This is a genomic window from Rhodobacter sp. JA431 (assembly GCF_900217725.1).
GTDB lineage: Bacteria > Pseudomonadota > Alphaproteobacteria > Rhodobacterales > Rhodobacteraceae > Rhodobacter > Rhodobacter aestuarii.
The window spans coordinates 130,477-156,057 of record NZ_OBMP01000001.1; the positions used below are offsets into that span (position 1 = coordinate 130,477).

At 61.3% G+C, this 25,581-nt stretch carries 25 protein-coding genes; all 25 read right to left on the reverse strand.

The genetic code is table 11. The features are described 5' to 3' along the window. Positions 1-101 precede the first annotated feature (101 nt). Positions 102-1,124 carry a hydrogenase expression/formation protein HypE gene (hypE, locus tag CRO18_RS00355; protein ID WP_097080668.1) on the reverse strand — a complete coding sequence of 341 codons (1,023 nt, stop codon included), beginning with the start codon at positions 1,122-1,124 and terminating at the stop codon, positions 102-104. 30 nt (positions 1,125-1,154) lie between these two features. Next, entirely contained in the window at positions 1,155-2,288 is a 1,134-nt protein-coding gene (hypD, locus tag CRO18_RS00360; protein WP_097080669.1) for a hydrogenase formation protein HypD, read from the reverse strand. Beyond that, positions 2,285-2,575 (reverse strand): HypC/HybG/HupF family hydrogenase formation chaperone, encoded by a 291-nt coding sequence (gene hypC / locus CRO18_RS00365; protein ID WP_097080670.1) that lies wholly within the window; start codon positions 2,573-2,575, stop codon positions 2,285-2,287. The genes hypD and hypC overlap by 4 nt, the downstream gene beginning before the upstream one ends. Then, a complete protein-coding gene (locus CRO18_RS00370; protein WP_097080671.1) occupies positions 2,575-4,053 on the reverse strand; it encodes a sigma-54 dependent transcriptional regulator in 1,479 nt (492 codons plus the stop codon). The genes hypC and CRO18_RS00370 overlap by 1 nt, the downstream gene beginning before the upstream one ends. Continuing rightward, on the reverse strand, positions 4,053-4,958 hold the full coding sequence (gene hypB / locus CRO18_RS00375) for a hydrogenase nickel incorporation protein HypB (RefSeq protein WP_170952509.1): 906 nt from the start codon (positions 4,956-4,958) through the stop codon (positions 4,053-4,055). Before hypB ends, CRO18_RS00370 begins: the two co-directional genes overlap by 1 nt. After that, the gene (gene hypA, locus CRO18_RS00380; RefSeq protein ID WP_097080672.1) at positions 4,958-5,299 is read right to left on the reverse strand and encodes a hydrogenase maturation nickel metallochaperone HypA; all 342 of its coding nucleotides are present in this window, start codon (positions 5,297-5,299) and stop codon (positions 4,958-4,960) included. Before hypA ends, hypB begins: the two co-directional genes overlap by 1 nt. After that, positions 5,292-6,176 (reverse strand): hypothetical protein, encoded by an 885-nt coding sequence (locus CRO18_RS00385; RefSeq protein ID WP_097080673.1) that lies wholly within the window; start codon positions 6,174-6,176, stop codon positions 5,292-5,294. Before CRO18_RS00385 ends, hypA begins: the two co-directional genes overlap by 8 nt. After that, positions 6,173-7,009 (reverse strand): [NiFe]-hydrogenase assembly chaperone HybE, encoded by an 837-nt coding sequence (hybE, locus tag CRO18_RS00390; protein ID WP_097080674.1) that lies wholly within the window; start codon positions 7,007-7,009, stop codon positions 6,173-6,175. Before hybE ends, CRO18_RS00385 begins: the two co-directional genes overlap by 4 nt. Next, entirely contained in the window at positions 7,006-7,833 is an 828-nt protein-coding gene (locus tag CRO18_RS00395) for a hydrogenase expression/formation protein (protein ID WP_097080675.1), read from the reverse strand. The genes hybE and CRO18_RS00395 overlap by 4 nt, the downstream gene beginning before the upstream one ends. Before the next feature lie 3 nt (positions 7,834-7,836). Then, positions 7,837-8,253 carry a hydrogenase accessory protein gene (locus tag CRO18_RS00400; RefSeq protein WP_083951988.1) on the reverse strand — a complete coding sequence of 139 codons (417 nt, stop codon included), beginning with the start codon at positions 8,251-8,253 and terminating at the stop codon, positions 7,837-7,839. A gap of 7 nt (positions 8,254-8,260) precedes the next feature. Then, positions 8,261-8,581 (reverse strand): HypC/HybG/HupF family hydrogenase formation chaperone, encoded by a 321-nt coding sequence (locus CRO18_RS00405; RefSeq protein WP_097080676.1) that lies wholly within the window; start codon positions 8,579-8,581, stop codon positions 8,261-8,263. Further along, entirely contained in the window at positions 8,581-9,213 is a 633-nt protein-coding gene (locus tag CRO18_RS00410; protein WP_076484140.1) for a HyaD/HybD family hydrogenase maturation endopeptidase, read from the reverse strand. The genes CRO18_RS00405 and CRO18_RS00410 overlap by 1 nt, the downstream gene beginning before the upstream one ends. A 260-nt stretch (positions 9,214-9,473) precedes the next feature. Continuing rightward, positions 9,474-10,262: a Ni/Fe-hydrogenase, b-type cytochrome subunit gene (gene cybH / locus CRO18_RS00415; protein WP_076484141.1), complete on the reverse strand. Its 789-nt coding sequence runs from the start codon at positions 10,260-10,262 to the stop codon at positions 9,474-9,476. Positions 10,263-10,273: 11 nt separating this feature from the next. Continuing rightward, positions 10,274-12,067 carry a nickel-dependent hydrogenase large subunit gene (locus tag CRO18_RS00420; RefSeq protein ID WP_076484142.1) on the reverse strand — a complete coding sequence of 598 codons (1,794 nt, stop codon included), beginning with the start codon at positions 12,065-12,067 and terminating at the stop codon, positions 10,274-10,276. Between the two features lie 3 nt (positions 12,068-12,070). Then, on the reverse strand, positions 12,071-13,147 hold the full coding sequence (locus CRO18_RS00425; protein ID WP_076484143.1) for a hydrogenase small subunit: 1,077 nt from the start codon (positions 13,145-13,147) through the stop codon (positions 12,071-12,073). 202 nt (positions 13,148-13,349) lie between these two features. Beyond that, the gene (gene hypF / locus CRO18_RS00430) at positions 13,350-15,578 is read right to left on the reverse strand and encodes a carbamoyltransferase HypF (RefSeq protein WP_097080677.1); all 2,229 of its coding nucleotides are present in this window, start codon (positions 15,576-15,578) and stop codon (positions 13,350-13,352) included. A gap of 56 nt (positions 15,579-15,634) precedes the next feature. Beyond that, a complete protein-coding gene (locus CRO18_RS00435) occupies positions 15,635-17,065 on the reverse strand; it encodes a nickel-dependent hydrogenase large subunit (protein WP_097080678.1) in 1,431 nt (476 codons plus the stop codon). Beyond that, complete coding sequence (locus CRO18_RS00440; protein WP_097080679.1) at positions 17,062-18,060, reverse strand: HupU protein; 999 nt, start codon at positions 18,058-18,060, stop codon at positions 17,062-17,064. Before CRO18_RS00440 ends, CRO18_RS00435 begins: the two co-directional genes overlap by 4 nt. Next, entirely contained in the window at positions 18,057-19,463 is a 1,407-nt protein-coding gene (locus CRO18_RS00445) for a sensor histidine kinase (RefSeq protein ID WP_097081082.1), read from the reverse strand. Before CRO18_RS00445 ends, CRO18_RS00440 begins: the two co-directional genes overlap by 4 nt. A 194-nt stretch (positions 19,464-19,657) precedes the next feature. After that, positions 19,658-19,891, reverse strand: a complete 234-nt coding sequence (locus tag CRO18_RS00450) for a HypC/HybG/HupF family hydrogenase formation chaperone (RefSeq protein WP_076484147.1) — start codon at positions 19,889-19,891, stop codon at positions 19,658-19,660. Positions 19,892-19,900: 9 nt separating this feature from the next. Next, on the reverse strand, positions 19,901-20,446 hold the full coding sequence (locus CRO18_RS00455) for a hydrogenase maturation protease (protein WP_076484148.1): 546 nt from the start codon (positions 20,444-20,446) through the stop codon (positions 19,901-19,903). After that, positions 20,428-21,930, reverse strand: coding sequence for a Ni/Fe hydrogenase subunit alpha (locus CRO18_RS00460; protein WP_097080680.1), 1,503 nt, complete (start codon positions 21,928-21,930; stop codon positions 20,428-20,430). The genes CRO18_RS00455 and CRO18_RS00460 overlap by 19 nt, the downstream gene beginning before the upstream one ends. A 10-nt stretch (positions 21,931-21,940) precedes the next feature. Continuing rightward, a complete protein-coding gene (locus CRO18_RS00465) occupies positions 21,941-22,519 on the reverse strand; it encodes an NADP oxidoreductase (protein ID WP_097080681.1) in 579 nt (192 codons plus the stop codon). A 3-nt stretch (positions 22,520-22,522) separates the two neighbouring features. After that, positions 22,523-23,248 (reverse strand): 2Fe-2S iron-sulfur cluster-binding protein, encoded by a 726-nt coding sequence (locus tag CRO18_RS00470; RefSeq protein ID WP_170952510.1) that lies wholly within the window; start codon positions 23,246-23,248, stop codon positions 22,523-22,525. Further along, on the reverse strand, positions 23,245-25,032 hold the full coding sequence (locus CRO18_RS00475) for an NAD(P)H-dependent oxidoreductase subunit E (protein ID WP_249275958.1): 1,788 nt from the start codon (positions 25,030-25,032) through the stop codon (positions 23,245-23,247). Before CRO18_RS00475 ends, CRO18_RS00470 begins: the two co-directional genes overlap by 4 nt. Positions 25,033-25,581 lie beyond the last annotated feature (549 nt).

Here is a 25,581-nt window from a genome sequence, read left to right on the forward strand (position 1 = left end):
GAACTTCCACCCTATGAGAGAGGCGGAACCCCAAATCTGTCAACTGAATTATCGCGCGCGAGTTGTAAGAGCCGCAATTCCCGCCACCCGGCGCGATAAGGTCAACAAATCCGCGGCAATTGTTCCCCCACCAGCATATCGACAATGCGCGATCCGCCAAAGGCCGTGCGCATCCGCACTTGCCCGGCGTGTTCGGCCACCGCCCGCCCCACAATGCAAGCCCTCGCGCCCTCGGGCCGCGCGCGCATCGCGGCAAGCACGGCCTCGGCCTGATCTTCGGGCACAAAGGTGACCAGCCGCCCCTCATTGGCGAGGTAAAGCGGATCAAGGCCCAAAATCTCGCACATGCCCACCACTTCGGCACGCAGCGGCAAAGCCTCTTCCTCAATCACAATGCCACAACCCGCCGCTTGCGCGATTTCGTTGAGCGCCGAGGCCAAACCGCCCCGCGTCAAATCCCGTGCCGCGCGCATATCAGGCGCGGCTTGCATCGCATCGGCCATAAGGTGGCCCAGCGCCGCGCAATCGCTTTCAATCGCGCTCGAAAGCGCCAAATCGCCCCGCGCGGCCAAGATCGTCGCTCCATGATCGCCCAGCACACCATTCACGACGGCCACATCACCGGGGCGCACAAGACCCGCCGCCATCTCACAGCCCGGCGCAATCACGCCCACACCGGCGGTGGTGACAAACACGCCATCGCAAGCGCCGCGCCCCACCACTTTGGTATCGCCCGTCACGATGCGCACACCTGCGGCCTCCGCCTCGCGCGCCATCGTCGCCACAATCCGGCGCAACAGCGCAATCTCGGTGCCTTCTTCGATGATGAACGCGGCCGAGAGCCACAGCGGCTTGGCCCCGCCCACCGCCAAATCATTGACCGTGCCGCAAACGGCGATCTTGCCAATATCACCGCCCGGAAATTCAACCGGGCTGACAACGTAACTGTCGGTGGTAAAGGCCAACCGCGCACCGGAAACCGCCAAAGCCTCCGCCGTTAGCCGCGCCTGATCTTCCATTCCCGGCGGCTGGAATACCGCCGTGAAAACCTCTTCAATCAGGTCCCGCATCGCTTTGCCGCCGCCGCCATGCGCCAACGTCACCCGCGTGTCTCTGAGTGCCATTTTCTTTGCTCCTGCACCGCGTTGGGGCGATTACTCCGCCGCCCGCGCGCCCCCATATTGCCAATAGGCCGCGCAAGCGCCCTCAGAACTTACCATCAACGCGCCCAGCGGCATTTCGGGCGTGCAGCCCTTGCCAAATTGCGGGCAGGCCGGCGGCTTCATGCGCCCCGTCATCACCGCACCACAAGCGCAGCCCTCGGCCTCTTCGACGACAGCGCGCACGCCCGCATAGCCGATGGCGAATTTCTCTTCGGCGTCAAAGGCGCGATAGGCCTCCCGGATGCGCAGGCCAGAGGCATCAATCTCGCCCAAACCCCGCCATTCAAACGACGGGCGCTTTTCATAAACATCCGCCATCGCGGCGATGCTGACCTTATTGCCATGCTCGGGCACCACGCGGGCATATTGGTTTTCCACCCGCGCCACGCCTTCAGCGATCTGGCGCAGCACCATCAGCACCGATTGTAAAAGATCGGTCGGCTCAAACCCCGCCACGACGATCGGCTTGCCATAGTCTTGCGCAATGAAATCATAGGGATGAATGCCAATCACCATCGACACATGGCCCGGCCCGATAAAACCATCAAGGCACATATGCGGGTCATCCAATAGCGCCTTAATGGGTTCCGGCACGGTGATGTGGTTGCAGAAGACCGAGAAATTCGTCAGCCCCTCGCGCTCCGCCGCCTGAATGGCAAGCGCAGTCGAAGGTGTTGTGGTCTCAAACCCCAGCCCGAAAAACACCACCTCGCGCGCGGGGTTGCGGCGCGCAATTTCCAGCGCATCAAGCGGGCTATAGACCATGCGCACATCCGCGCCCTCGGCCTTTGCCTGCAAAAGGCTCAGTTTCGAGCCCGGCACCCGCATCGCATCGCCAAAGGTGCAAAAGATCACACCGTCTTTTTGGGCAATTTCAATGCATTCATCGACCCGCGCACGCGGCAGCACACAGACCGGGCAGCCGGGGCCGTGGATAAATTCGACCCCCTCATGGATCAGCTTATCCAGCCCATAGCGGAAGATCGAATGCGTATGCCCGCCGCAAATCTCCATAATGTGCACGGGCTTTTCTTTACTGGCCCCGATTTGATCCGCCAGCTTGGCGATTTCGGCCAAAAGTGCCTTGGCCAGCGCCGGATCGCGGAATTCAGAGGCGAATTTCATGCCCGCCCCTCCAGCGCCGCATCGCCCGCCGCCATCTGCTCCAGCGCCTCTTGCGCCTCGCCCAAATCGCGCAGCGCGTCCAGCGTTTTCGCGGCTTCTTCTTCATCAATCAGGCTCATCGCAAAACCCACATGAATGAGCGCCCATTGACCGATGAGTCCCTCAAGCGGGCCCTCGGCCACGCAAGCCACATTCACCTCGCGCCGCACGCCCGAGACCTCGGCCATCGCGGCCATGCGCGCTGCATCGGTGATCTCAACGATCTGCCCCGGAATGCCCAGACACATCAGCTTTCCTCCTCTTCGGACACCCGCCCCGAAGGGTCGATGATGCCGTATCTTTCCAGCTTGGCGCGCAGCCCGACCCGGCTGAGCCCCAGTTCCGCCGCCGCGCGGCTTTTGTTCCAGCGGCAACGCGTCAGTGTTTCGCGCAAGATCCGCATTTCAATCAGTTCAACACGGTCTTTGAGCGTGCCAGAGGCCGTCATCACCTCTTCAGCCGAACGATCTGCGCCCTCTTCATTCGGAGCGGCCTGCAAAATGTGGCGCGAGATTAGATCAGCCCCAAGCGTATTTGACTGCGCAAACATCAGCATCCGCGTAACCTCGTTAGAAAGTTCGCGCAGGTTGCCCGGCCAATCGTAATTCTCAAGAAAATCAAGCGCCGGGCCATCAAAGCCTAGAACCGGCTTGCCGTGCCGCGCCGCCGCCTCGGCCAAGAAGTTCTGCGCCAAGATCGCCACATCTCCCCGCCGGGCACGCAGCGGCGGGATCGTCACCTCCCCGGTGGAGAGCGCATAATAAAGGTCCGAACGGAAGCTGCCCTCTGCCACCAGCGCGCGCAAATCGGCAGAAGCGCCGGTGATCAGCCGCAGGTTCGTGCTCGCGGTTTCCTGCCCACCAAGCGGGGTGACGGCGCCTTCGGTCAACATACGGATCAGCGCGAGCTGCAGCGCCGGGCTCGCCGTCTCGATCCCGGCAATGAACAGCGTGCCCCGGTCAGCCTTTTGCGCAAGGCCAATCTTGGCGACGCCACCGGGCAAAATCCCCCGCCGCGCGCCGAAAAGTTCAACCATTGCAAGCTCTTCTGGCATGCCCGTAAGGTTGAGTTCGTAAAACGGCTTGTCGGAGCGCAAGGACACATAATGCATCGCCCGCGCCATTTGCGCGCGACCAGAGCCCGGCTCGCCGCGCACCAAAACCGGCACATCGAAACTAGCAAATTGCCGCGCCAACGTCACCGCCTCGTTCATCGCCGAATGCGGACTGCGCAGGATCGTTTCAAACCCCATCCCTTCACGCAGCGCCCGGCGGCGCTTTTCCACCCGGCTTTCTTGGGTGGAGTTCAGCAGCCGCATCTCAAGCGAGAGGCGCTCGTTTTCGCGCGCCAACGCAAACATCCGCGCCGCGTTGCGAGCCGAGGCCAAAAGCTGCTCAGGATGCCAAGGCTTGGTCAAAAACTGGTGGATACCGGCTTCATTGATCGCCGTCATCATCGAGGCGCTATCGGTATAGCCCGTGAGGATCACCCGCACCGTTTCGGGCCAGCGCTCGCGCACCTCGGTTAGAAAATCAACGCCCGTGCGCCCCGGCATCCGCTGGTCGCAGATGATCACCTGCACCCATTCTTCTTCCAAGATCGCCAGCGCCTCAGCGGCCCCCTTGGCGGTGAGGATGTCAAAATCATCCTCCAGCGCGAGTTTCATCGCGCTGAGCGAATGCGGCTCGTCATCAACGAGCAATATCGCGGGGGCCGTCGCCGACATCAGCTTGCCTTGCGCGCAAGTCCGGCGCGCAGCCAATCCAGCCAAGCCTGCATCCCCTCGCCGGTGCGGGCGGAAACGCGCAGCACGTCAATCGCAGGGTTCACGCGGCGAATGTTGGCTTCGTAAAGATCGAGATCAACATCACAATGCGGGGCAAGATCGACCTTATTGATCAAAGCCAAACCGGCTGCCGCAAACATATCTGGGTATTTCAGGGGCTTATCTTCGCCCTCGGTCACAGACAAAATCGCAACCTTCGCATCTTCGCCCAGATCAAAGGCCGCCGGGCACACAAGGTTGCCCACGTTTTCAATGAACAAAAGCGCGCCAACCGGCAGCGGCATCAGCGCCAAGGCCTGTTCGATCATCGCCCCATCAAGATGGCAGCCCTTGCCGGTATTGACCTGAATCGCGGGCGCGCCGGTGGCCCGGATACGGTCCGCATCATTGGTGGTTTGCTGATCGCCCTCAATCACCGCCAAGGGGGCGCCCCCCAACATTTCGATGGTTTTCACCAAAAGCGTGGTTTTGCCAGAGCCCGGAGAGGAAACGAGGTTGGTTGCAAAAACACCCTTTTTCGCGAGGTTTTCACGGTTCCGCGCGGCGTAAGAGTTGTTTTTGGACAAGATGTCCGTCTCAATCTCGACCAAACGCGCCTGCGTCATGCCGGGCACTTCGGTGCCTGCCGGGCCGTGACCAAGGTGGATATCATGTGTGCACTCCGCCCCGTGGGCGTGAATGGTGCCATGATCATGGGAGTGGCTGTGCGATGCAACTGCGCCTGCCGCCGTAGCCAGCACCGCGAAGGGCGCTTTCGGAGCCGCCATCGCCTGCCCCGTCTTTTCCAGATGCGCCTTGAATTGATCTTCGACGCTATGGCCACCACAGCCGCAAACCGTGCACATCAGAGCACCTCCAGATCTTTGATCCGCATTTCGTCGCCACCTTGCACCAACAGGCGCGCGCCACCGCAACTGGGGCAGGTATCGAGACGATGTTCAACTTCTACTGTTTTTTCGCAGTCAAAGCACAAAGCTTTGCCCGGAATGTTAAGAATTTCGAGTTCGGCCCCTTCGGCGATGGAGCCATTCATCACCACGTCAAAGGCGAATTCGAGCGCGCCGATCTCTACCCCCGACATGCGGCCAATTTCGAGCCGCACCTTGGTGACCCGCTCAAACCCCTGCGTGCGGCCTGCGTCTTCAATGACCGAGCGAATGCCCTCAACAATCGACATCTCATGCATTGGCAGCCATCTCCAAATGCACGGGGAAGCACGGGTCCAGAATATCCACGACCAAGGCCGCCAGCTCGGCCTTATTTGGCGGCAGTGCAGCAAGGCTTTGGTCCAAAGCCCCCCCTTCGACCAGCAAATGATCGGTGGGGGTCACGCGCGCCAAACGCGCCAAGCGGCCCTCTTCGGCATCCGCGGCCAGTGCATAGGCGCCGCGTGCCGCCGCCACAACGGCAGTGCCATCTGGGCGCAATTCAGAGGGCAAGGGCGCCTCGGCCAAGCGATGCAAATCAATGATCCGCCCCAGCACGCGCCACAAAGGCCCCCGCCCCCATAGCGTTTCTGCTTGGTGCATTAAGGGCGCATCAGCCACCCGTCCTGCGGGCGAATTTTCTTGCGGGATCAAGGTCATCGGATTGGTCAGCGGCGGCAAATCGGCCACCGCATCACCGGGCGAAAACCGATGCGCAACCTCCGCCAGAAGCGGCGCAACCCCTTTGCCAGAAACGAGAAAAGCCGCAAGTCGCTCGGGCTTTGGCCCGCCCCAAATCCAGTCTTGCAACACGGCCCCACCTTCAGCCCAGTTCTCGGGCAGGGGGCGGGGCGGCAGGTCCAACAAGCGCGGCCAGATCAGGCAGATTTTGGCAAGGTGGTCGCGCAAAATCTCGCGCTGCGCCAATTCCGCTGTGCCGTGCAGCCCCAAAGCCAGCCGCGCGGCATGGCCTTGCGCCGCCCCACAAAGGTTGAAAAGACGCGGCAGCAGTTCTGCCGCCTCTTCAACCGGGCGCCCAATCAGCAATTGCGCCAATGGCAGCGGATCGGGCGGCGTGATCTCAGCCACCAGGCGCGCGCCATCCGAGGCCAGTCGAATACCGAGATCGGCGCTCACGCCGTGCCCTCCTCCGGCTTGTCGCTCGCAAGCCCCGCCGAAATCAACTGACGGCGGCTGGGTTGCACCAGCGCCTCGGCCCGGGCTTGTGCCTCGGCCTCTTCCACTTCCGCCGCTTCGACGGCAGCCAATTCCGCCTCCCGCGCGGCACGAATGTCGCCCGAGCGGGTGGTTTCGGCGCGATTTTCCTCTTTGAAGAGTTCCCCCATCACCGCGCGGGCGACATCGCGCGCCTGCATCTGGGTCTGGAAATCCCCCATAGCGGAAAAGAGCGCGCAAGCCTTATAGCCGCCCACCATTTCACGCCGGTTGTGGATGAATTCATAGGTGCCCGAGGGGAAGCGCAAATCTTCTTTGTCGCCCGGCGTCAAGGTGGACCAATCCTCTCCTTCGCCCGGCAGAACGATCAGGTTCATGAACCAAGGCGACATCAACACGCCCAGACCGCGCCCCTCGTAGGGCATAAAGCCCACCGCCTCGATCGAAAGGGCTTTGTTCACCAGCGGCACATCGCGCATTTTCGCGTGCCAAATCTCGCGGAAATCGGCGACCAAAAGTGCGACTTGGTCGTCAATGCGCTTTTGCTCAATCAGTCCCGGCGCGCCGGGGTCTGACTGCACAATGAACTGCTCTTTCGGCGCATCGCAATTTGGGCAGTGCCAATCTTCGGGAAGCGCCGCAAAGGGCGTTCCGGGCAGGACCTGACGAAAATCATCGCCTTGTGCGGGGTCATAGGGCGTCCAGCAGATTTTGCATTCCATGATCGCCTGATCAGAGATGCGGTCATTGGCACCCAGATAGCTGCCTTCAAACCCAGCGCGTGGGGCGGTCATCGAATGGCCTCCAGCACTTCGCGAATGCGGCCCGCGCTGTCTTCAAGGTCTTCGCGCGCGGCAAGCGCCACTTCGGGCATGGTCGTCACTTCAAACGTATCAAGGATCAGCGCATCCATCGAATTGAAGAACTGCACACGCCACACATGCGGCAACGCGGTCGCGGTGATCCGGCAATTGCCATAGCCGCGCGACAGGATCGTGACCGCACCTTCGCCCGCCGTTTCATCCAGCCAAACAAGGTCTTGCTCGGTATGGGGCAAGAGCGAGAGGTTGATCACATGCGGTTCGCCACCCATGTAACTTGCCGATTTATCGAGCAGTTCGGCCAAGAGCGCGGGGGCGTTCACAACGCCTTCGCCGCGCGGATGGCTGGCCCCTTTGGCGGCCCGGAACGGCTCAAAAGCGCGGCTGAGCGAATCTGCGGGCACGTTCGCCACTTCGATCCGGTCCACGCCCGCGCCTGCTACGTTCCAAACACCCGCAAAGACGGATTCTTGCACCATCAGCGCGGGGATGCCGCGGATTTTCATGGCGACTTCGCCCTGCCCCATCGTCTCGGCAATCAAGGCACGGTTTTGCGCATCAAGGCCGCTCAGATCAAAGCTTGCCATGCCGCCCACGGCCACGGCTTCGCAAGCCGCCGCAATGTCAGACAAGAGCTTCAGCGCGGGCGCCACGGCAGAGGTATCTTCGACCTCAGGCAGATGGCTTTCATAGGTGCGCATCCCCTCGGGCAATTGCATATAGCCCAGCTCTTCTTGCTCTTCGGGCTGCGAACCGGGGCCAAAGCCAACGGGGGGCAGATGGAAATTCGACACCATGGCTCAGCCTTTCGCAGTCAAAATGTGGGAGGTGCGGGCGATGTAATCATCCCAATCACGGATCTTTTCGATGCCGCCTAAGAACTCGCCTTCCCGGAAGAAGATGAAGGAGGGGGTTTTCAACACGCGGGTTTCCTCACGCAGGGTGGTCTCGATGCCATCGCCCACCACCGCGCAGTCAAAGCCGTTTTGAAAGGCTTGGCGCAGTTCGGGCAGCACCACGGCGGCATCGGGCGTTTCAAGGTTGCGCGCCGCATCACCGGGCACAAAGAGGCAATGCACGCCGGGGCGGCGGGTAAACTCGGCCAAATCCGAGCCATTTTCCAGCCGCGGATAGGCGAATTCTTCGGTCAGCCGCGTGACCAGCGGGTGGATTTTGCCCGATTTGGGCGCGGTATCGGGCATGGCAAAATCGTGCATGGGAACCTCAGGCAGTGGTCTTGCCGGCATCAAGCGCGGCTTGCAAATGGGGCGGAAGTTGCGGGCTGCGGCTTTCAAGGTCAGCGAAGGCATCGCCCAGATCGCCGCCCTCCATCAGGCTGCGCAAGCCCCCCAAAGCGGCAGAGATTTTCGCGGCTTCCTCCGCCGAAATGACCTCCCGGGCCGCACCCAAGAAGGCCAAGATCCAATCCCCGGGCTGCGCTTCAGGGGTGAGCGACAAATCCACGATGCCGGGAACGCCCTCTTCGATCACATCGCCGCGGATGCCATCCACCGCAATGAGTTGCACAGGCACACCAACGCACATCAGGCGCGGACCTTTGCGGCGCTGGGGAAGAAGCGGTAGTCGCCAATGCGGCAGGCGTCATCTTCGGCCGGGCGGCCTTGTTCATAGGCATCGCGGGCGAGCGACGGGTCCACCAGATCATTGCTCGGCGTCGCGCCCTCGGTGACGGTGATGCCCCAACTGGCGAGTTCGCGCACGGCCTCAGCCAAAGCATGGGGGATTTGCGCGGAAACGGCGGGGCGCAGGCTGCCGCCGTAATCTTCCAACTCCACCGGCTGGCAGCCGATCAGCGTCATATGTTCGGGGCAATAGCCCATCAGTTGCGCGGTCGCGATCACATCTTGGAAGCCGGTCTGATGCAAGCTCATTTTCTTCGCCCCCATGAAGGCAGGCACATCGCCATCGCGCATCGTCACCAAAGTGCCGGGCGTCAGGCCAAAATCCACCGCATCAAAAACCAAGAGCGCATCGGCCTCTTCCAGAAACGGCAGCAGGTAAAGCCCCTGCGTGCCGCCATCCAGCAGGCGGACATTTTCGGGCAAAGCATGGGTTTGCGACATGGTTTCAACGCAACGCACGCCAAAGCCCTCATCGGCCCAAAGCACATTGCCAATACCAAGAACAAGCACCCGTTCGGGCCTGATTTCTTGCATGAGTCCCCTCCCTGGACCTGTCTGCGACCGCGCGCAGATGCGCCGCGAAATCTGAGGCTGCAGACACACCTTCCCAGCGCCGCGCAAGCGCAGCGTTACCACCGTCACACAAAAAGCGCGGAGCAAATAGCGGGAAAGCGAGTCGCAAAGACCCCTCTTCGGAAACCTTGTTACCAAGTTAGCGCGACAATTGGAAGCATGATTTCCATGAAAAAGCCGGACGTGAGAGACACACGCCCGGCCCAAATCTGTTCTTCAGATCACTCGATCCGGTCGTCTTTGAAGGTCCGATGGCCCGAAATCATGGTGGAAACCATGGATTGACGGCTCATCACATCTTCGCGGATCGCGGCATAGATATGGATGATCGCAAAGACCACGATCGACCACATCCCAAGGTGATGCAAGGTGTGCAGCCTTTGGCTGTTTTGCACAAGCCCCAGCACCCAACCAAAAAGCGTATCTGGAAGGCTGCCCTGCCCCGCGCCCTCGGCATAAAGCGCCCAGCCGGTGATCATCATGAAGGTGATGCCCAACGTGATGAAGGTGAACATCGCCATATGCGCCAGAGGGTTGTGGCCGATGTATTTCTTCGGCTCTTCCTCAAGGAACATGTACCACTTCAACTCGAAGATGAATTCCTTCCAGTAGCGCAGGTTGAAGATCGGCACATAGAACATCTGCCGGGCGTGGCTGTTGCCCACAAAGGCCCAGTAGATCCGCGCCAAGAACCCGATCGAAAGCACGGTGCCCGCCGCGAAATGGGCAAAACGCATATAGCCCATCACGAATTGGTTCGTGGCTTCCGAAAACTCCATGCTCGGCAGCGGAGCCCCGATCAGGTAGCCCGTCACGCACAGAATGGTGATGCACAGGGCGTTGACCCAATGCCAGATCCGCACCGGCGCCTCATACACATATACAGACGTGCGGCGACGGATGCTTTCAAGGTCTTCAAGGGTGGCGTCCCCGGTCAGACGAGATGCCTCAAGCATCTCCTCCGGCCGGACCTTTGGTTCGTAGATCCTTTCGTCAGTAATCTTCCGCATGGCGCCCCCCTTTACCGCACTTTGACGGTGGTGAGCGGCGCGCCATCGGGCGACATCACATGGGTCGAGCAAGCAAGGCAGGGGTCGAAGCTGTGCAGCGTGCGCAGAATTTCCACCGGCTCTTCGGGACGCTCCATTTTGGTGTCCAGAAGCGAGGCCTCAAAAGCGCCGATATTGCCCTGACTATCGCGCGGCGAACCGTTCCAAGTGGTCGGCACGACGCATTGATAGTTCTCGATCCGGCCATCTTTGATGCGGACCCAGTGGCCAAGCGCACCGCGCGGCGCCTCGGTCATGCCCACACCTTTGGCTTCTTTCGGCCAGGTTTTCGGATCCCACTTTTCGACATTGGCAGTCGAGCTGTCGCCGTTTTTGATATTGGTGATCAGCTTGTCGAAGAAGTGCTTCTGCAAACGCCCGCAATATTCGGATTCGAGCGCGCGCGCCGCGGTGCGGCCCAACGTCGAGAACAGCGCCTCGACCGGCAGGTCCATCGTGCGCAACAAGCCTTCGACTTGGTTCTTGATGTCTTCGTGACCCTTGGCATAGCCGATGATGTAGCGCGAGAGCGGCCCCACCTCCATCGCATGGCCGCGCCAGCGCGGCGCCTTGATCCACGAATATTTCGCGCTTTCGTCGATTTCTTCGATATGGGTCCGGGTGCCTTTCAGGTTCGGGCCCAGTTCGAATTTCGGGTTCGTCTCGCCATCCCACGGATGCAGACCTTTGCCCGGCTCGCCGTAGTCGTACCAGGAGTGATCGACAAATTCCTGAACCTGCTCGGGGTCACGCACATCAACGTCATGCACCTCATTGAGGTTGCCATTGATGATCGCGCCGCGCGGCAGATGCAGTTGATCGGCGCTGAAATCATTCGGATGCTCCGGAATATCGCCGTAAGCCAGAACCGATTTCGACGACAGACCACCGCCATAGAGCCAGTTCTTATAGAAGCCGCCAATCGCCACAACGTCGGGCAGATAGACGTTCTTGTTGAACTCCATGCATTTGTCGATGATCGAGGAGACGAGGTTGAGCCGCTCCATATTGATCGCGCCAACCGCGCCCACGCCGTGCACGTTGATCGCGCAAGGCACGCCGCCCACAAGCCAGTTCGGATGCGGGTTCTTACCGCCAAAGATCGTGTGGACCTTGACGATTTCTTTTTGCAGATCAAGCGCTTCAAGGTAGTGCGTCGTCGCCATCAGATCGGCTTCGGGCGGCAGAAGATAGGCCGGGTTATCCCAGTAGCCGTTCTTGAACAGCCCCAACTGCCCGCTTTCGACGAACTTTTTGAGCCGGTTCTGCACATCGCGGAAATAGCCCGGGCTCGACATCGGGTGGCTCGGGCTGACCATCTGCTGCAGCTCCGAGGTCGCCTTCGGATCGGCGCGCAACGCATTGACCGGGTTCACCCAATCAAGCGCGTGCAGGTGGTAGAAGTGCACGATGTGGTCGTGAATTTGCAGCGCCAACTGCATGATATTGCGGATCGAGTTGGCGTTATCGGGAATGGTGATCCCCAACGCATCTTCCACCGCGCGGACCGAGGTCAACGCGTGGGTGCCGGTGCAGACACCACAGATCCGCTCGGTGAAGGCCCAAGCATCGCGCGGGTCGCGGCCCTTCAAGATCACTTCAAGGCCACGCCACATGGTGCCGGTGGACACCGCATTGGTGATGATGCCTTCATCGTTGACGTTCACTTCGCAACGCATATGGCCTTCGATCCGGGTGACCGGATCAACGACAACACGCTTGCCGGAATTGTCGAGGGTGAAGCCGTTCGGCGTTTGGGTCGTCATGGCTTACGCCTCCTCGGTCTTTTTCTGGGCGCGTTTGAGCGCGGATGCAGCGGCATGAACGGCAACGGCACCGCCCACAACAGCGGTGGTGGCAAAGCCGATCTGGTCCGCCGTCGCCTCAATGCCGAATTGCTTGATGCCGGTCACACGCTCATAGAAGCCGTGCTGATCCCAGAACCCGTCCTCCGAGCAGCCAATACAGCCGTGGCCCGATTGGATCGGGAAACTGACTCCTTCGTTCCAACGCACGGTCGAGCAGGCGTTGTAGGTGGTCGGCCCTTTGCAGCCCATTTTGTAAAGGCAATAGCCCTTGCGCGCGGCCTCGTCGTCCCATTGCTCGACGAACTGGCCCGCATCAAAGTGCGGACGACGGTAGCATTTGTCGTGGATACGCTGGGAATAGAACATCGCCGGGCGGCCTTGGCGATCCAGCTCCGGCATCCGGTCAAAGGTCAGCATATAGGTGATCACGCCAGTCATCACTTCCGCGATCGGCGGGCAGCCGGGCACTTTGATGATCGGCTTATCGGTGATGACCTTATGCACCGGGGTAGCTTGGGTCGGGTTCGGCGCGGCGGCCTGCACACAGCCATAGGACGCACAGGCCCCCCAGCTGATGATCGCTTTCGCGTCTTTCGCAGCGTGGCGCAGCTTTTCAACGAACGGCTTGCCGCCGGTGATGCAGAACATCCCATCTTCATTGAGCGGCGGATTGCCCTCAACCGCGAGGATGTAATTGCCTTTGTATTTCTCGATCGTTTCTTCAAAGGCGGCTTCGGCAGCATGGCCCGCAGCGGCCATCAGCGTGTCGTCATAATCGAGCGAGATCATCGACAGCACGACATCTTTTGCCAGCGGGTGCGCCGAACGGATGAAGCTTTCCGAACAGCAGGTGCATTCAAGACCATGCACCCAGATCACCGGGGTACGCGGTTTCGTTTCCATCGCATGGGCGATTTTCGGCACGAAGCTCGGACCAAGCCCCAGCGCCGCAGCGGTCAGAGAACAGTATTTCATGAAGCTGCGGCGGGTGATCCCCTGACGCCGCATGACATCATAGAAGGTTTCGATTTGCGACAATTGTCCCTCCCTTGCCTGGGGCCGGCCAGACATCCCAGGCGCGCCCTTGGTAGGCTTCTGATTGTGCCGATTGACCAAGGTAGAGCCATTAAGAACTGACAAAATGTCGCAGAAAAAATTATTATTTAAAAACAATGTCGTGTGATTTTGTCACCGCAAAATTCCGAAAGAATACTATCCGATTAACTTTCCACTTCGAAAGTTATGTTTCCAATTTTGCCGCCGCGACCAGCGCCTGACCGAAGGCGAGCCCCCCGTCATTTGCGGGAATCTGACGTTGCGTCAAAAGCGGAATGTCAAAAAGCTTTTCAGCCATAAGTTGTAACATCAGCGCGTTTTGGAAAACACCACCAGACAGCGCCACCGCCTGCGCCGCGCCGCTCTGCACAAACGCACGCGCACGGACCGCAAAAGCCTCGGCCAAAGCTTCATGCGCGGCATAGGCGAGCCCGGCCGCATCGCCCCCCTCGGCCAACTGCAAAAAGAGCGGCGCCGGGTCAATCTCTGCGACCTCCCCCGCGAACCGGATCTGCGGCGGGGCCTCGGCGCGGGCGGCCAAGGCTTCCAACCGCATCGCCGCCTCGCCCTCATAGCTTTGTCCCGCCGCGCACAGCCCCAAACAGCCCGCGACCGCATCAAAAAGCCGCCCCGCACTCGAAGAGAGCGGCGCATTCACCCCTTTGGCGGCCATTTGGCGCGCAATTTCGCGCGGCGCTTTGGGAAAGAGTGCATCCGCCCAATCTGACAGCCCCGCCGCATCAAGCCGCACCAGCGCATTGCGCCACGGCTGCATTTGCGCGCGATCCCCGCCAATCAGCGGCGCGGGCTTAAGCCAGGCGCGGCGCTCAAACCCTGCATAATCGCCCAAGAGCAACTCGCCCCCCCAAACGGTGCCATCGGGGCCAAGCCCCAAGCCATCGAGAATGATCCCGGCCACTTTGCCACCATCGCGCGGCCAAAGGTTTTCGCCCAACACCGCGGCCAAATGGGCGTGGTGATGTTGCACCTCGACAAGCTGCAACCCTTCGCGTTCGGCACGTTCCGCCCCGTGGCGGCTTGCGCGGAAATCAGGGTGTAGATCGACCGCCACCGCTTGCGGCTGGTGGTCAAAAAGCGCGGCATAATCGGCATCGGCCTGAAGATAGGCTTCCCATGTCAGCGCCTCATCCAGCTCGCCCAGATGATGGCCCAAAAGCGCTTGCCCGTTTTTGATCAAACACAGCGCCGCTTTCATTTGCCCGCCGTAGGCCACGACCTGAGGCGCATCTTCAAATCCCGGCGGGAGCGGCAGCGTGCCCGGCACCTGACCACGCGCGCGGCGCAACACCATTGGCGGATCAACGCGCAGCACACTATCATCCAGTCGCCGCGCAATTGCCCGGTCATGCATCACGAACGCATCGGCAAAGGGGGCAAGTTTCTCCCGCGCCTCGTCATTGCCCACCACCTGCGGCTCTCCCGAAAGGTTGCCCGAGGTCATCACGAGCACGCCCTGAAAGGCATCCAGAAGCAAGTGATGCAGCGGCGTATAGGGCAGCATCACCCCCAGTTCCGCCATCCCCGGCGCAACATTGGCGGGGAGCGTGCCAAGCGTCGGCATCAACACAATCGGCGCGGCGGGGTCTTTGAGCGCGCTCAGCGCCTGCGGAGAAACAGTCACGATCTGCGCCAGATCACCTTCCCGGCACATCAGCGCAAAGGGTTTGGAAGGGCGGCGCTTGCGGGCGCGCAATTCCGCCACCGCGCGCGGGTTGGCGGCATCACAGGCCAGATGAAAGCCGCCGAGCCCCTTGATCGCCAGCACTTCGCCCGCGTGCAGCCGTGCCACGGCGAGGGCCAGCGTATCGCCCGGCACCTCTTGCCCGCCCACCTCTAGCCAGATGCGCGGCCCACAGGTGGGGCAGGCGATCGGCTGCGCGTGAAAGCGCCGATCAGCCGGGTTTTCATATTCAGCCCGGCATTCGGGGCACATCTCAAACGGGGCCATCGTGGTGCGCGCCCGATCATAGGGCAGGCTTTGCAAGATCGTGAAACGCGGCCCGCAATGGGTGCAATTGGTGAAAGCATAGCCGCGCCGCCGCCCGTGGCCACGGATTTCCTCTAAACACTCTGGGCAGGTCGCGGCATCGGGCGTCACCCGCGTTTCCGCCCCCGGCCCGCCCGAGGCGATAATCTCAAACCCGTTCGGTAAAGCCTCAAATACGGCGACAGACACCTCGACCGCATCCACCCGTGCCAAAGGCGGGGCCCCGGTTTTCAGTGCGTCGGGCAAATCCCCCAAGGGCCCAAGCACGCGGATCAGCACCCCTTCGGCATCATTGAGCACTGCGCCGCGCAGCCCTCGTGCCTGCGCCAATTGCCAAACGAAGGGGCGAAACCCCACGCCCTGCACCTGTCCGCGCACACGGATCTGCCAGCCCTGCTCTTTCATCTTGCCTCAAATATCTCGGGAATCCGGGGGCAGCGCCCCCGGCTTTCCCGACAGTGTCAATGCACTGTGCAGACCATGCAAGGGTCGAAACTGCGCACGATATGCTGGACCGACACGGGCGTGTCTTCCCCCTCCATCACCGGCGCCCCAACCAGCGCGGCCTCCAACGGGCCGGGCACGCCCTGCGCATCACGCGGCGAGAAGTTCCATGTGGTGGGCGCGATGATCTGGTAAGAGGCGATCTTGCCACCCTCGATCCGCAGCCAATGGCCCAAAGACCCACGCGCCGCCTCCACCAGCCCCGCGCCGGTGCCGTTTTCCGGCAAAGCACCATGGTGCATAAACACGCCCGCTGGGTCGATTTGCGCGGCCCATTGCTCCATCAAGATCTGCGTGCGGGCAAGCTCCAGTAGCCGCGCGGCCACGCGTGCCAAAACGCCGCCGCCCGCCAGTTCTCGCGCCAGCGGATGACCATCAATCACCTGCCGCGCCAGAGCGCCCACCTCAAGCGGTTCGCCCTTCATGCGCGGCGCCTTGCACCACGTATAGGCCGCTTCGCGCATCGCCTCATCCGGCTCGGTCTGCCCCTCAAACGGATGCGCGGCCCCGCCCAGCATCCATGCATGGCTTAGGTCTTCAACAATCCCGCTCGGATCAACTGGGCTGAGCGTACCCGCACGCCAAAGACCTGGCGCAAACCCATGCCCTTCGGCCAACGGATAGGCTCCAAAGCTCAAATACCGCCCAGAGCCCCGGCCCAAATCGGCAAGCCCCGTCTCGGCTGCGATTTCAAGAAAAAGGCCCACATCGCCATGCTGCCAGCGCATCAACGCGTCAATGCTGCCCAGCGCAACGAACTCTTCGAGCGATCCGCCAAACACCTCCCGCTCAAGATATTTGCGGAACTGGCGCAGGCTGGTTTCGATGCGGAGCTTGTCACGTGGGCCGGGCGCGCGGGTCACGCCCCCCGGCTGCAAGGCAAGCGTATGCGGCCATTTTCCCGCCATCAGCCCCAAAATATGCATCAACTGCGTGCGCGCCTCAATCGCCGCACGCCCCGCCGCGCCATTGATCGCGGCAAAGCGCTCCACCGCCAAACGATACCATGGCTGCGCCGCATAAGCGGGCCGCGTGAAGTCGGGCATGAAAAACAGGTTGAAATGGAACAGGTGATCTGCGGCGTTTTCCACCGCGTGGATCAGAGCCGCCATCAGCGCCCCTTGCGGCGTCGGCACAAGCCCCGAAGCCGCCGCCAAAGCTTGTGCCGCCGCAGCGGATTGCGAGATCGAGCAAATCCCGCAAATGCGCGGTGTCACCGTTAGCGCATCGCTTGGTGCGCGCCCCTCCAGCATCCGCTCAAAACCCCGGTAAAGTGGCGCGTTGACTTGGGCCGAGGCCACCCGGCCCTCCGCCAGATCAAGCTGCACCTCAAGATCGCCCTCAACGCGGTTGAACGGCCCCACGACCAGCCTTGGTGTCTCGCTCATCGGCGCCCCTTCGGTTTGCGATGCGTGGGGGCCACCTCGACCCGCGGCGCCACGGCGTTTTTGGCGATCCGCTCGGGCGTGGCCGCTTTGGAAAGCGAAGCCAGCGCCATGAACCATGCTTTGGGCATATCGGAAGGAAGCCCCACCGGAATGCCCGCGACTTTGGGCGTTTCTACAAAGGGGTGGCGTGGTTCTTCAAACTCGGGCGCAGTACAGGCAATGCAGGGGTAGCCGCCGCGCGTGCAAGAGCCCTCCCCATTCCACGGGCGAATGTTGCAATCCCCCACCGCTTGTGTGCCCACGCAGCCAAGGTTTTCCATCATGCAGCCATGATCGGAAAGCTGCACAGCGGAGGCTTTATACTCGTAATATTCGTTCTTCGGGCAGCCGTGGTGCACAAGGTGCTGCGCGTAAAACAAGGGCCGTGCAAAATCATCGAGATCCGCCTCGCGCAACCGCCCCGCCGCCAAAAGCATCAGCGTTTCTGCCACCCAACCCGGATGCGTCGGACAGCCAGAGACATTCACCACCGGCAGGCCTGTCGGGTCGCGATAGTCCTCGGCCAAAACCCCGCCGACATGCGCACCTTCATATTGCACGCCAATCGCATCTGAGGGGTTGCCGCCCGCCGAGGTCATGCCGCCATAGGTCGCGCAGGTTCCCACCGCCACCACATGGCGCGCGCGGGGCGCCAAGGCCCGCACCCAATCCAGCATCGACCGCCCAGTGCCCGAAACCATCTGAAACCGGCCCGTGCCCATCGGGCCACGCGCAATCGCGCCCTCGATTGCCAAAATATCCAGCGGGGTTTCGCCGCTTTCAACGCTTTCAAGGAGCGCGCGCACCTCTGCCCCGCTTTGCAGGCTCAGCGCCGGATGCCACAGAAATTCCAGCCCCGCCCCCTCGAGCGTTTCCAAAAAATCGGGCGCCTCTGCGCAGAGCGCAGACATCGTACAGCCGCCGCAACCGGCGGCCTGAAGCCAAAGGATATTCATGGGTCTTCCTTGCCGGGGTTTGGCAAATGAGCAGGCAAAGGCTCTGCCCCGGGCTGCGCTGTGTGCCGCGGCACGATCCAATCAAGTGGCGCACTCTCTTGCCCGCTCGCCCCGAGCGGCAGATCAAAGCAGAAGCTCGCCCCTCCTAAGGGGCTTTCATTTTCCAGCCGCAACCGCCCGCGGTGTTCTTCGACAATCTTGTAACTGATCGACAGCCCAAGCCCGGTGCCCTTGCCCACCGCTTTGGTGGTGAAAAACGGATCAAAGATCGTTGCGGCAACCGCTTCGGAAACACCCGGCCCGTTATCTGCCACGCAAAGTTCACCGCGCGCCCCCGCACGCCGCGCCGTGATACGGATTTGCGCACCGCCCATATCTTCAAGCGCATCAGAAGCGTTCTGGATCAGGTTCATCACGACTTGCTGGATATGGCCGGGGCGCCCGCGCACGATCAGTTCAGATTCGCCCTCAAAACTCACATCAACCAGCGTTTTTGAGCCGCGCCGCACCCAGTCAGACGCCACTTGCGCCACCGAGACCAGATCGAAATCGACCATCTCGCCGCTGCCTTCTGCCGAAAGCCGGCGCAAATCCTCGACGATGTCGCGCACCCGCTCGGCCCCGTCACGCGCGCCCTCAATCGCGGTGCGCAGGTTCGTCACCTCGCGGTCGAGCTTCATTTCATCGCGCAGCTTGATCAACTCATCGCGTGAGGCGCCTTGCTGAACTGCGGCGAAATAGGTTTCAAACTTGCCCGCGTAGCGTTCCAACGCGTGGGCATTGGCGTAGACAAAGGAAATCGGGTTGTTGAGTTCATGCGCAACCCCCGCCAAAAGCCGCCCCAGCGAGGCGAGCTTTTCGTTGCGCACAAGCTGCGCTTGGGCCGTAATCAGCGCCTCATGGCTGCTTTCAAGCTGCGAATAGGCTTGCCGCAACTCCCCCAAAGGCCGGCCCGTCAGCACGTAGCCAATGATCCGTTCCCGCTCATCTCGACGCGGGCTGATCGACAGTTCCAACGGCGCCGGGCCATCGGGGCCGATCAACGCGACCTCCACGGTCACGGTGGTGCGCCGGTTCGTGGCATCGGCCATTGCGCTTTCAATCTGCGCGCGCGCAGCGGGTTCGAACATCTGCAAAAGCGCGCGGCCCGCCCATGCACCGGGCGGCTGGCCGGTCAGCGCATCGACCGAGGCGGAAGTTTCCAACACCTCCCCCGCGCGCGAGGCCACAATCAACGCGTCTGAGACCGAAGCGAGGATAGAACCCAGAAACGACCGCAAATCCTCTAACTCGTGGTTTTGCCGCTCTAGCCGTTCCTGATAATCGACAAGCTCGGCCCAAGTGCGGTCCACCGCCGAGAGCACCTCCACCCAAACATTATCGCCCGCTTCCGGTGGCAGCATCGCGCCAAGCCGGGCCGGGTCGAGACTGGGCAGGTCGTGGCGGGGCAAGCTTTCCTTGGTGGGCATGATGTCCTGCGCAGCGAAAGGCTCTGCGGATGTTGGTTGAAGTTAGCATATCCCCTGTCGGTGATCGCGCAAGGGGTGAGAGCACACAACTTTAGGCTTAACCGGCCCGTCCGTTCGGGAAATGCAGCCTAGACAATCGCGCCGGGCGGCAGGCAAGCAAGCTCAATGGCGGCAAGAATTTCTTGTGCCTCTTCGGGCTCAAGCTTGTCCCAAGCCATGCCCGCATGGACAGTGACGTAATCGCCAAGCGCGGGAGCCTCGATCATCGCGACAGAGATTTTCCGCGCGTTGCCCTCAAGCGTGACCTGCGCCATTTGCCCCTCCAACAGCGCCTCGATCTGAACTGGAACCCCAAGACACATGACCGCCCCCTATTCTGCCGCCGGACGCAATTCTTGCGCCGTGGGGGGGACGATCGTTTCGGCCCCACCTGTCTGCGCGGTGTCCCATTTTTCAAGCTCGGGCGAAGACAGAAGTGGGATCAAAAAGCCCCAAGCATCCGCGAGGTTAGAAAGCGCCTCGGGGCTAAGCCGTTCTTCAAGATCAAAGTTTTCTCCCCGCAGGCACAAAACGAACGAGGGCGGCGGGTCGTCATTCATCACCTGCCGGTAGGCTTCAAGCACCGATTCCGGACCAACCCCGTGGCTGGTGTGCGTCATGATCCGATGCGGCGCGGTGCGGGCAAAAACATAGGGCCCCGGCGTGCCGCGCCCGGCATCAATGAACAGCACGAAATCTTGGCCCACAAGGTCGAGCGCGTGTTCGACCTGAAGCTGAAAATCCTCGATCAAGGTGATATGCGTCCAGCCAGAGGCCGCAATCCGCGCCGCCATCCGAGGACCCAAGCCGTCATCGCCCCGGGTCTCATTGCCCCAGGCGAAAATCACCACGCGCGGGCTTACCCCGGAACGGAGCATGAGACACCTCCGTCCATGCCGCGCCGCACATCTGACAAAACGATCCCGTCGGCATCGACCAATTCCACCTGCAAGGGCATCAGTCCCAGTGCGTGGGTCGCGCAAGAAAGACAGGGGTCATAGGCCCGGATCGCCACTTCGATGTGGTTGAGAAGTGGCTCGGTGATTTCGTGCCCATCCAGATACTGCACAGCAACCTTGCGGATCGCCTCGTTCATCGCCTGATTGTTGTTGGTGGTGGAGACGATCAGGTTGCAATAGGTGACCAGATCATCTTCGCCCACCTTATATTCGTGGAACAAGGTACCGCGCGGCGCCTCGATCACCCCCACCGCATGGAAGCGCCGCTCCCCCTTATCGGCCATCAGATCGGTGGCACAGATCGTCGGATCGTCCAGCAGATTGCGGATCAATTCTGCCGCATGCAGCAGCTCCACCAGCCGCGCCCAATGATAAAACAGCGTCCCATGAAGCGGCTTGCCGCCCCCTACAGCCAGGAGCCGCTGGCGTTCAGCCTCTGCCCTCTCGGAGGTTAGAAGATCACAGACCTGAATCCGTGCCAGCGGCCCCACCCGGTACCAGCCCTCCTCCGAGCCGATCGCCTTGATATGGGGGAACTTCATGTAGCTCCAGGATTTCACTTCCTCCTCAAGCACATCCCGGTAGCTTGCGTCTTTCACACGGTCGAAGATGATATTTCCGGCCGCGTCGCGGGCGCGCAACGTGCCGTTGTAGTAATCGGCCGCCCCCGAGGCATTGACGAGGCCGAGCATGTTCCCAGCCACTTCGCCGAAGTGGTTGTAGAACGCGGGCTTCGTCTCATGCAGCCGTTCCACCATGCGAATGGCGCCCACCGTCCAATCGATCACCTGATCGACATCGGCGCGCAGCATTTCGCGGTCATCGCGCGACAGCGCTTTGTTCATGCCACCGGGAACCGCCCCTGTGCCATGCACCCGTTTGCCCGCGGTTGCGCGGATCACCTCTTGCCCGAAGCGGCGCACCAAAACGCCCTCGGTCGCGATTTGCGGGAAGTCTTCCAGAACGCCCACGATGTTGCGCCGGGTCGGTTCGCTATCGAACCCCAAAAGCAAATCGGGCGAGGCCAGGTGATAGAAATGCACCGCATGGCTTTGCACCATCTGCCCGTAATGCATCAGGCGGCGCAGTTTCTCCGCCGTGGGCGTAAGCAGGTCATAGCCCGCGATTTGGTCCATTGCCTTGGCTGCGGCCAGATGGTGGCTCACCGGGCAAATGCCGCACAGCCGCTGCACCGAGACCGGCACTTCCCAATAGGGGCGGCCTTCGATGAATTTTTCAAACCCGCGCACTTCGACGATATGCAGGCGCACTTGATGCACCTTATTGGCCTCATCAAGCAAGATCGTCACCTTGCCATGCCCTTCCACGCGCGTGACCGGGTCAATCGCGACACGGCGCAACTTGCGCGGTTCGGAGGCAGTTTCAAGAGAGGCGGCGAACATCGGCAGGCTTTCAGTCGTAGCGGAACAGGTCGTAATCAAGGCGCGGCATCCGCCCCCCGATCAGATCGGTGAGATATTTCCAGAGCGTGTCCCCAGACGGCGGGCAGCCGGGGATGAAATAATCGACCCGGACGACCTCGTTGACTGGCCTTACCCTGTCGAGCAGGAGCGGCAGTTCTGGGGCGTCCGGGACGCAAGGCAGCCCCTCGTCAATGTCGCGGTAGACATCTTCAAGCATCTCGCCCACATCGAGATGGTTGCGTTGAGCAGGCAGGCCACCATTCACCGCGCAGGCACCGAGCGCGATGAGTATCTGGCAGTTTGCGCGTAACTCGCGCAGCACATGTACATTTTCCGAATTCGCCACGGCCCCTTCGACAAGGCCAATATCGCAAGGCCCGCAGGTCTTGATATCGGTGAGGGGGGAGCGGTCGAATTCGACCAGTTTCACAAGCTCGGTGATGCGCGCATCAATATCGAGCAAAGACATATGGCAACCAAAGCAGCCAGAGAGCGACGCCGTGGCGACCCGCAATTTGCGCGTGGTCTCGGCGGTCTCGGGGCTGCGGTCCAGCGTGGGGGCTTGCATCGCTTAGCCCTCCTGCGCCGGTGCGGGATGCTCGATCTGATCACGGATCGAGGCCCCGTCATATTTGCGTCTGCCGATGGGGGCGGTGAAGCCGACCCGCTTCACCATAATCGCCCCCACCGGACAGACCTCTGCCGCCTTATCGGTCGCGGCGAAAGGCGTATCGCCCAGCAGACCGGAGGCAGCGTTGACCACAAGATGCGACGCGGGACCACGACCGGCGAGGGAGAAGACCTCTTTACCGTCGATGTCGCGGCTCGCACGCACACATAACTCACACTGGATACAGCGGTTCCGGTCGAGCATCACTTCGGGGTGCGATGCGTCGACGGGGCCGCGATCGGGGAAAAAGTGTTGGAAATGGTCGTTGAACATCTCCAGCTCATAGGCCATCGCCTGAAGCTTACAATTCCCCGATTTCTCACAGCCGGGGCAGAAGTGATTGCCCTCGACAAACAACATTTGCAAAAGCATCCGGCGGCGCTGGTTCAGCTCGGGCGTGTCCGAACGCACCTCTTGCCCCGGCATGGCCGCGATGGTGCAGGCAGAGCCGTTGCGCCCGTTCACCACCACGGTGCACAGCTTGCAGCTACCATGCGCGGAAAATTCTGGGTGGAAGCACAGATGCGGAATAAAGACCCCCGCCACCAGTGCGGCTTGTAAGATCGACTGGCCGGGCTCGAAATCCACCCGCTCGCCATCAATGGTGAAGCTGTTGCGGATGCTCATGCCACGCCCTCCAGATGCGCTTGCGCATCTTCGCGGCCCGTCACTTGGCGCGCGCGTTCGAGCGCCGCATCAAGATCAAAGGCCGGGGCGAAATCACCCGCCATCAGGCGGCGCTCGTAATCAGGGCGGAACTTTTGCAACGTATCGGCCACCGCATTTCCGGCAGTTTGGCCGAGCCCACAATGGCTTGAGGTCCGCATCACCGCGCCAAGGCGGGTGAGTTCATTCAGCTCATATTGCGCGCCAAGCCCCGCCGCGATCTTATCCATGATCGAGGCCGAAAGCGCACAGCCCACCCGGCACGGCGTGCAAAAGCCGCAGCTTTCATGGGCAAAGAAATGCATGAAATTGCGCGCCACCTCGAACATATCGCGCGAGCGGTTGAACACCATGAACGCGCCCGAGGTCGGCACATCTTCAAAGGCAATCCGGCGCCCAAATTCATGCGGGGCAAGCGTCATGCCCCCCGCGCCCGAAATTTGCACCGCTGCAACATCGGTCGCCCCGCAGTCATCGAGCACGGTCTGGATGCGCACCCCAAAGGGATATTCGTAAACGCCGGGCCGTGCCACATCGCCCGAAACCGAAATCAACTTGGAGCCGGTGGATTGCTTGGTGCCCAAAAGCGCATAGGCCCGCCCGCCGATGCGCATCACCTCGACCACTTTGCACAGCGTCTCGACGTTGTTCACCACGCTCGGCATGTCCTTATAGCCGCGCGTTACCGGGAAGGGCGGGCGAATACGCGGGCGGCCCGGCTTGCCTTCAAGGCTTTCGATCAGCGCGGTTTCTTCGCCGCAGATATAAGCGCCCGCACCCATCTGGATTTCGATATCAAAATCAAACCCCGGCACGCCCAGCACATTGGTGCCCAAAAGCCCGCGTTGGCGCATCCCGGCGAGTTTCACTTCCAAAGACGCGCGCAAATAATCATATTCGCCGCGCAGATAGATCACGCCGTGGCGCGCGCCAATCGCATAGCCGCCAATCGCCATGCCTTCAAAAATGCGTTCGGCAAAGGAATTGAGCAGCACCCGGTCTTTGAACGTGCCCGGCTCGCCCTCATCGGCATTGCAGATGATGTAGCGCGTTTCGGCCTCAACCTCGGCGCACAGCTCCCATTTCATCGCGGTGGTGAAACCCGCACCGCCCCGGCCGCGCAGATTGGAGCGGCGCAGGTCATCGAGTACGCCTTGGGGACCCAGCTCGATGGCCTGCGCCAGTGCCTTGCCGGGCACATAAGAGGTGCCCAGCAGGCTCTCGGCCCGGCGGATACGGTCCGAGATCGTAAAGTAGTGACTTGGCCAGTCTTCAAGCGGCGCACCATCGCGCATCAGATCGCAAATCTCGTCGATCCGCCGCGTGGTCAGCCGCACGATCTGGCGATTGTTGATCATCAGCGCCGGACCTTGGTCGCCCATGCCGGTGCAAGATGTGGTGTCGATGCTCACCAACCCATCGGCACTGACTTCGCCGCGCCCCACCTTCATGCGGCGCTGCATATGCTGGCGCAGCGCGACAGAGCCCAGCATCCGGTCGATGATGTTGTCGGAGAACAGCACCCGGTAACGGCCCACCGGGCGGTCATAAAGGAAGGCGTAGAATTGCACGACCGCATGGATGCGCGAAATCGGCATGCAGAGTTCGTCCGCCAAGAAGGCGGCAATCTCGGGCGAAATCCAACCCGCCTCGCGTTGCACCGCGCGCAGGATCTGAACGAGCCTGCGCGGATCCTTGCGATGCGCGGTCAGTATCTGGCCGAGCGTGTCATCGAGACCCTGCAAAATGGTCCTCCGCTTAGAACACCTTAAAAATGCGCCTTGGCGGGGGGGCGGTTCAAACGAAAACACCGGGCAAAATTCGGCCCGTCGGGGCCCTAAAAACGGAGCCGCGCGACCGCCAAAAGGCGTTAGGTCATGCGGGCTGACATTTTCGTCAGTTTCGGTCATAACGGCGGCCGCGCATTTGACCGAAGGCCCTGCCACTGACCGCCTCGCCCGCACAAAAGCGCCCGAAGGCAGCGCGTGAAAAAAGCGAAAGCACGCTTTATTTCACAGGGCTAGATGAAGGTGCACAGGCGCAGAGTGAACCGCCAAGAATATGGCACCGCTTCGGACCTATTCTCCTGTCAAACGGGCAGCATCGGCCACGGAAACACATTCACGAATTGCATTTTGGAGTGCGGATTGCGCAATTTTTCAATTACAGGTTGCAAGCCTATCAAGAATAAACGCCCCCAGGGCGAAAATCAGGTGTGGTTTACAACCTTCCACCAGGACCCCGAGGCCGGAAGCAAAGCTTCCACAAGGCCAAATTGTGCCATTTTTTTATAG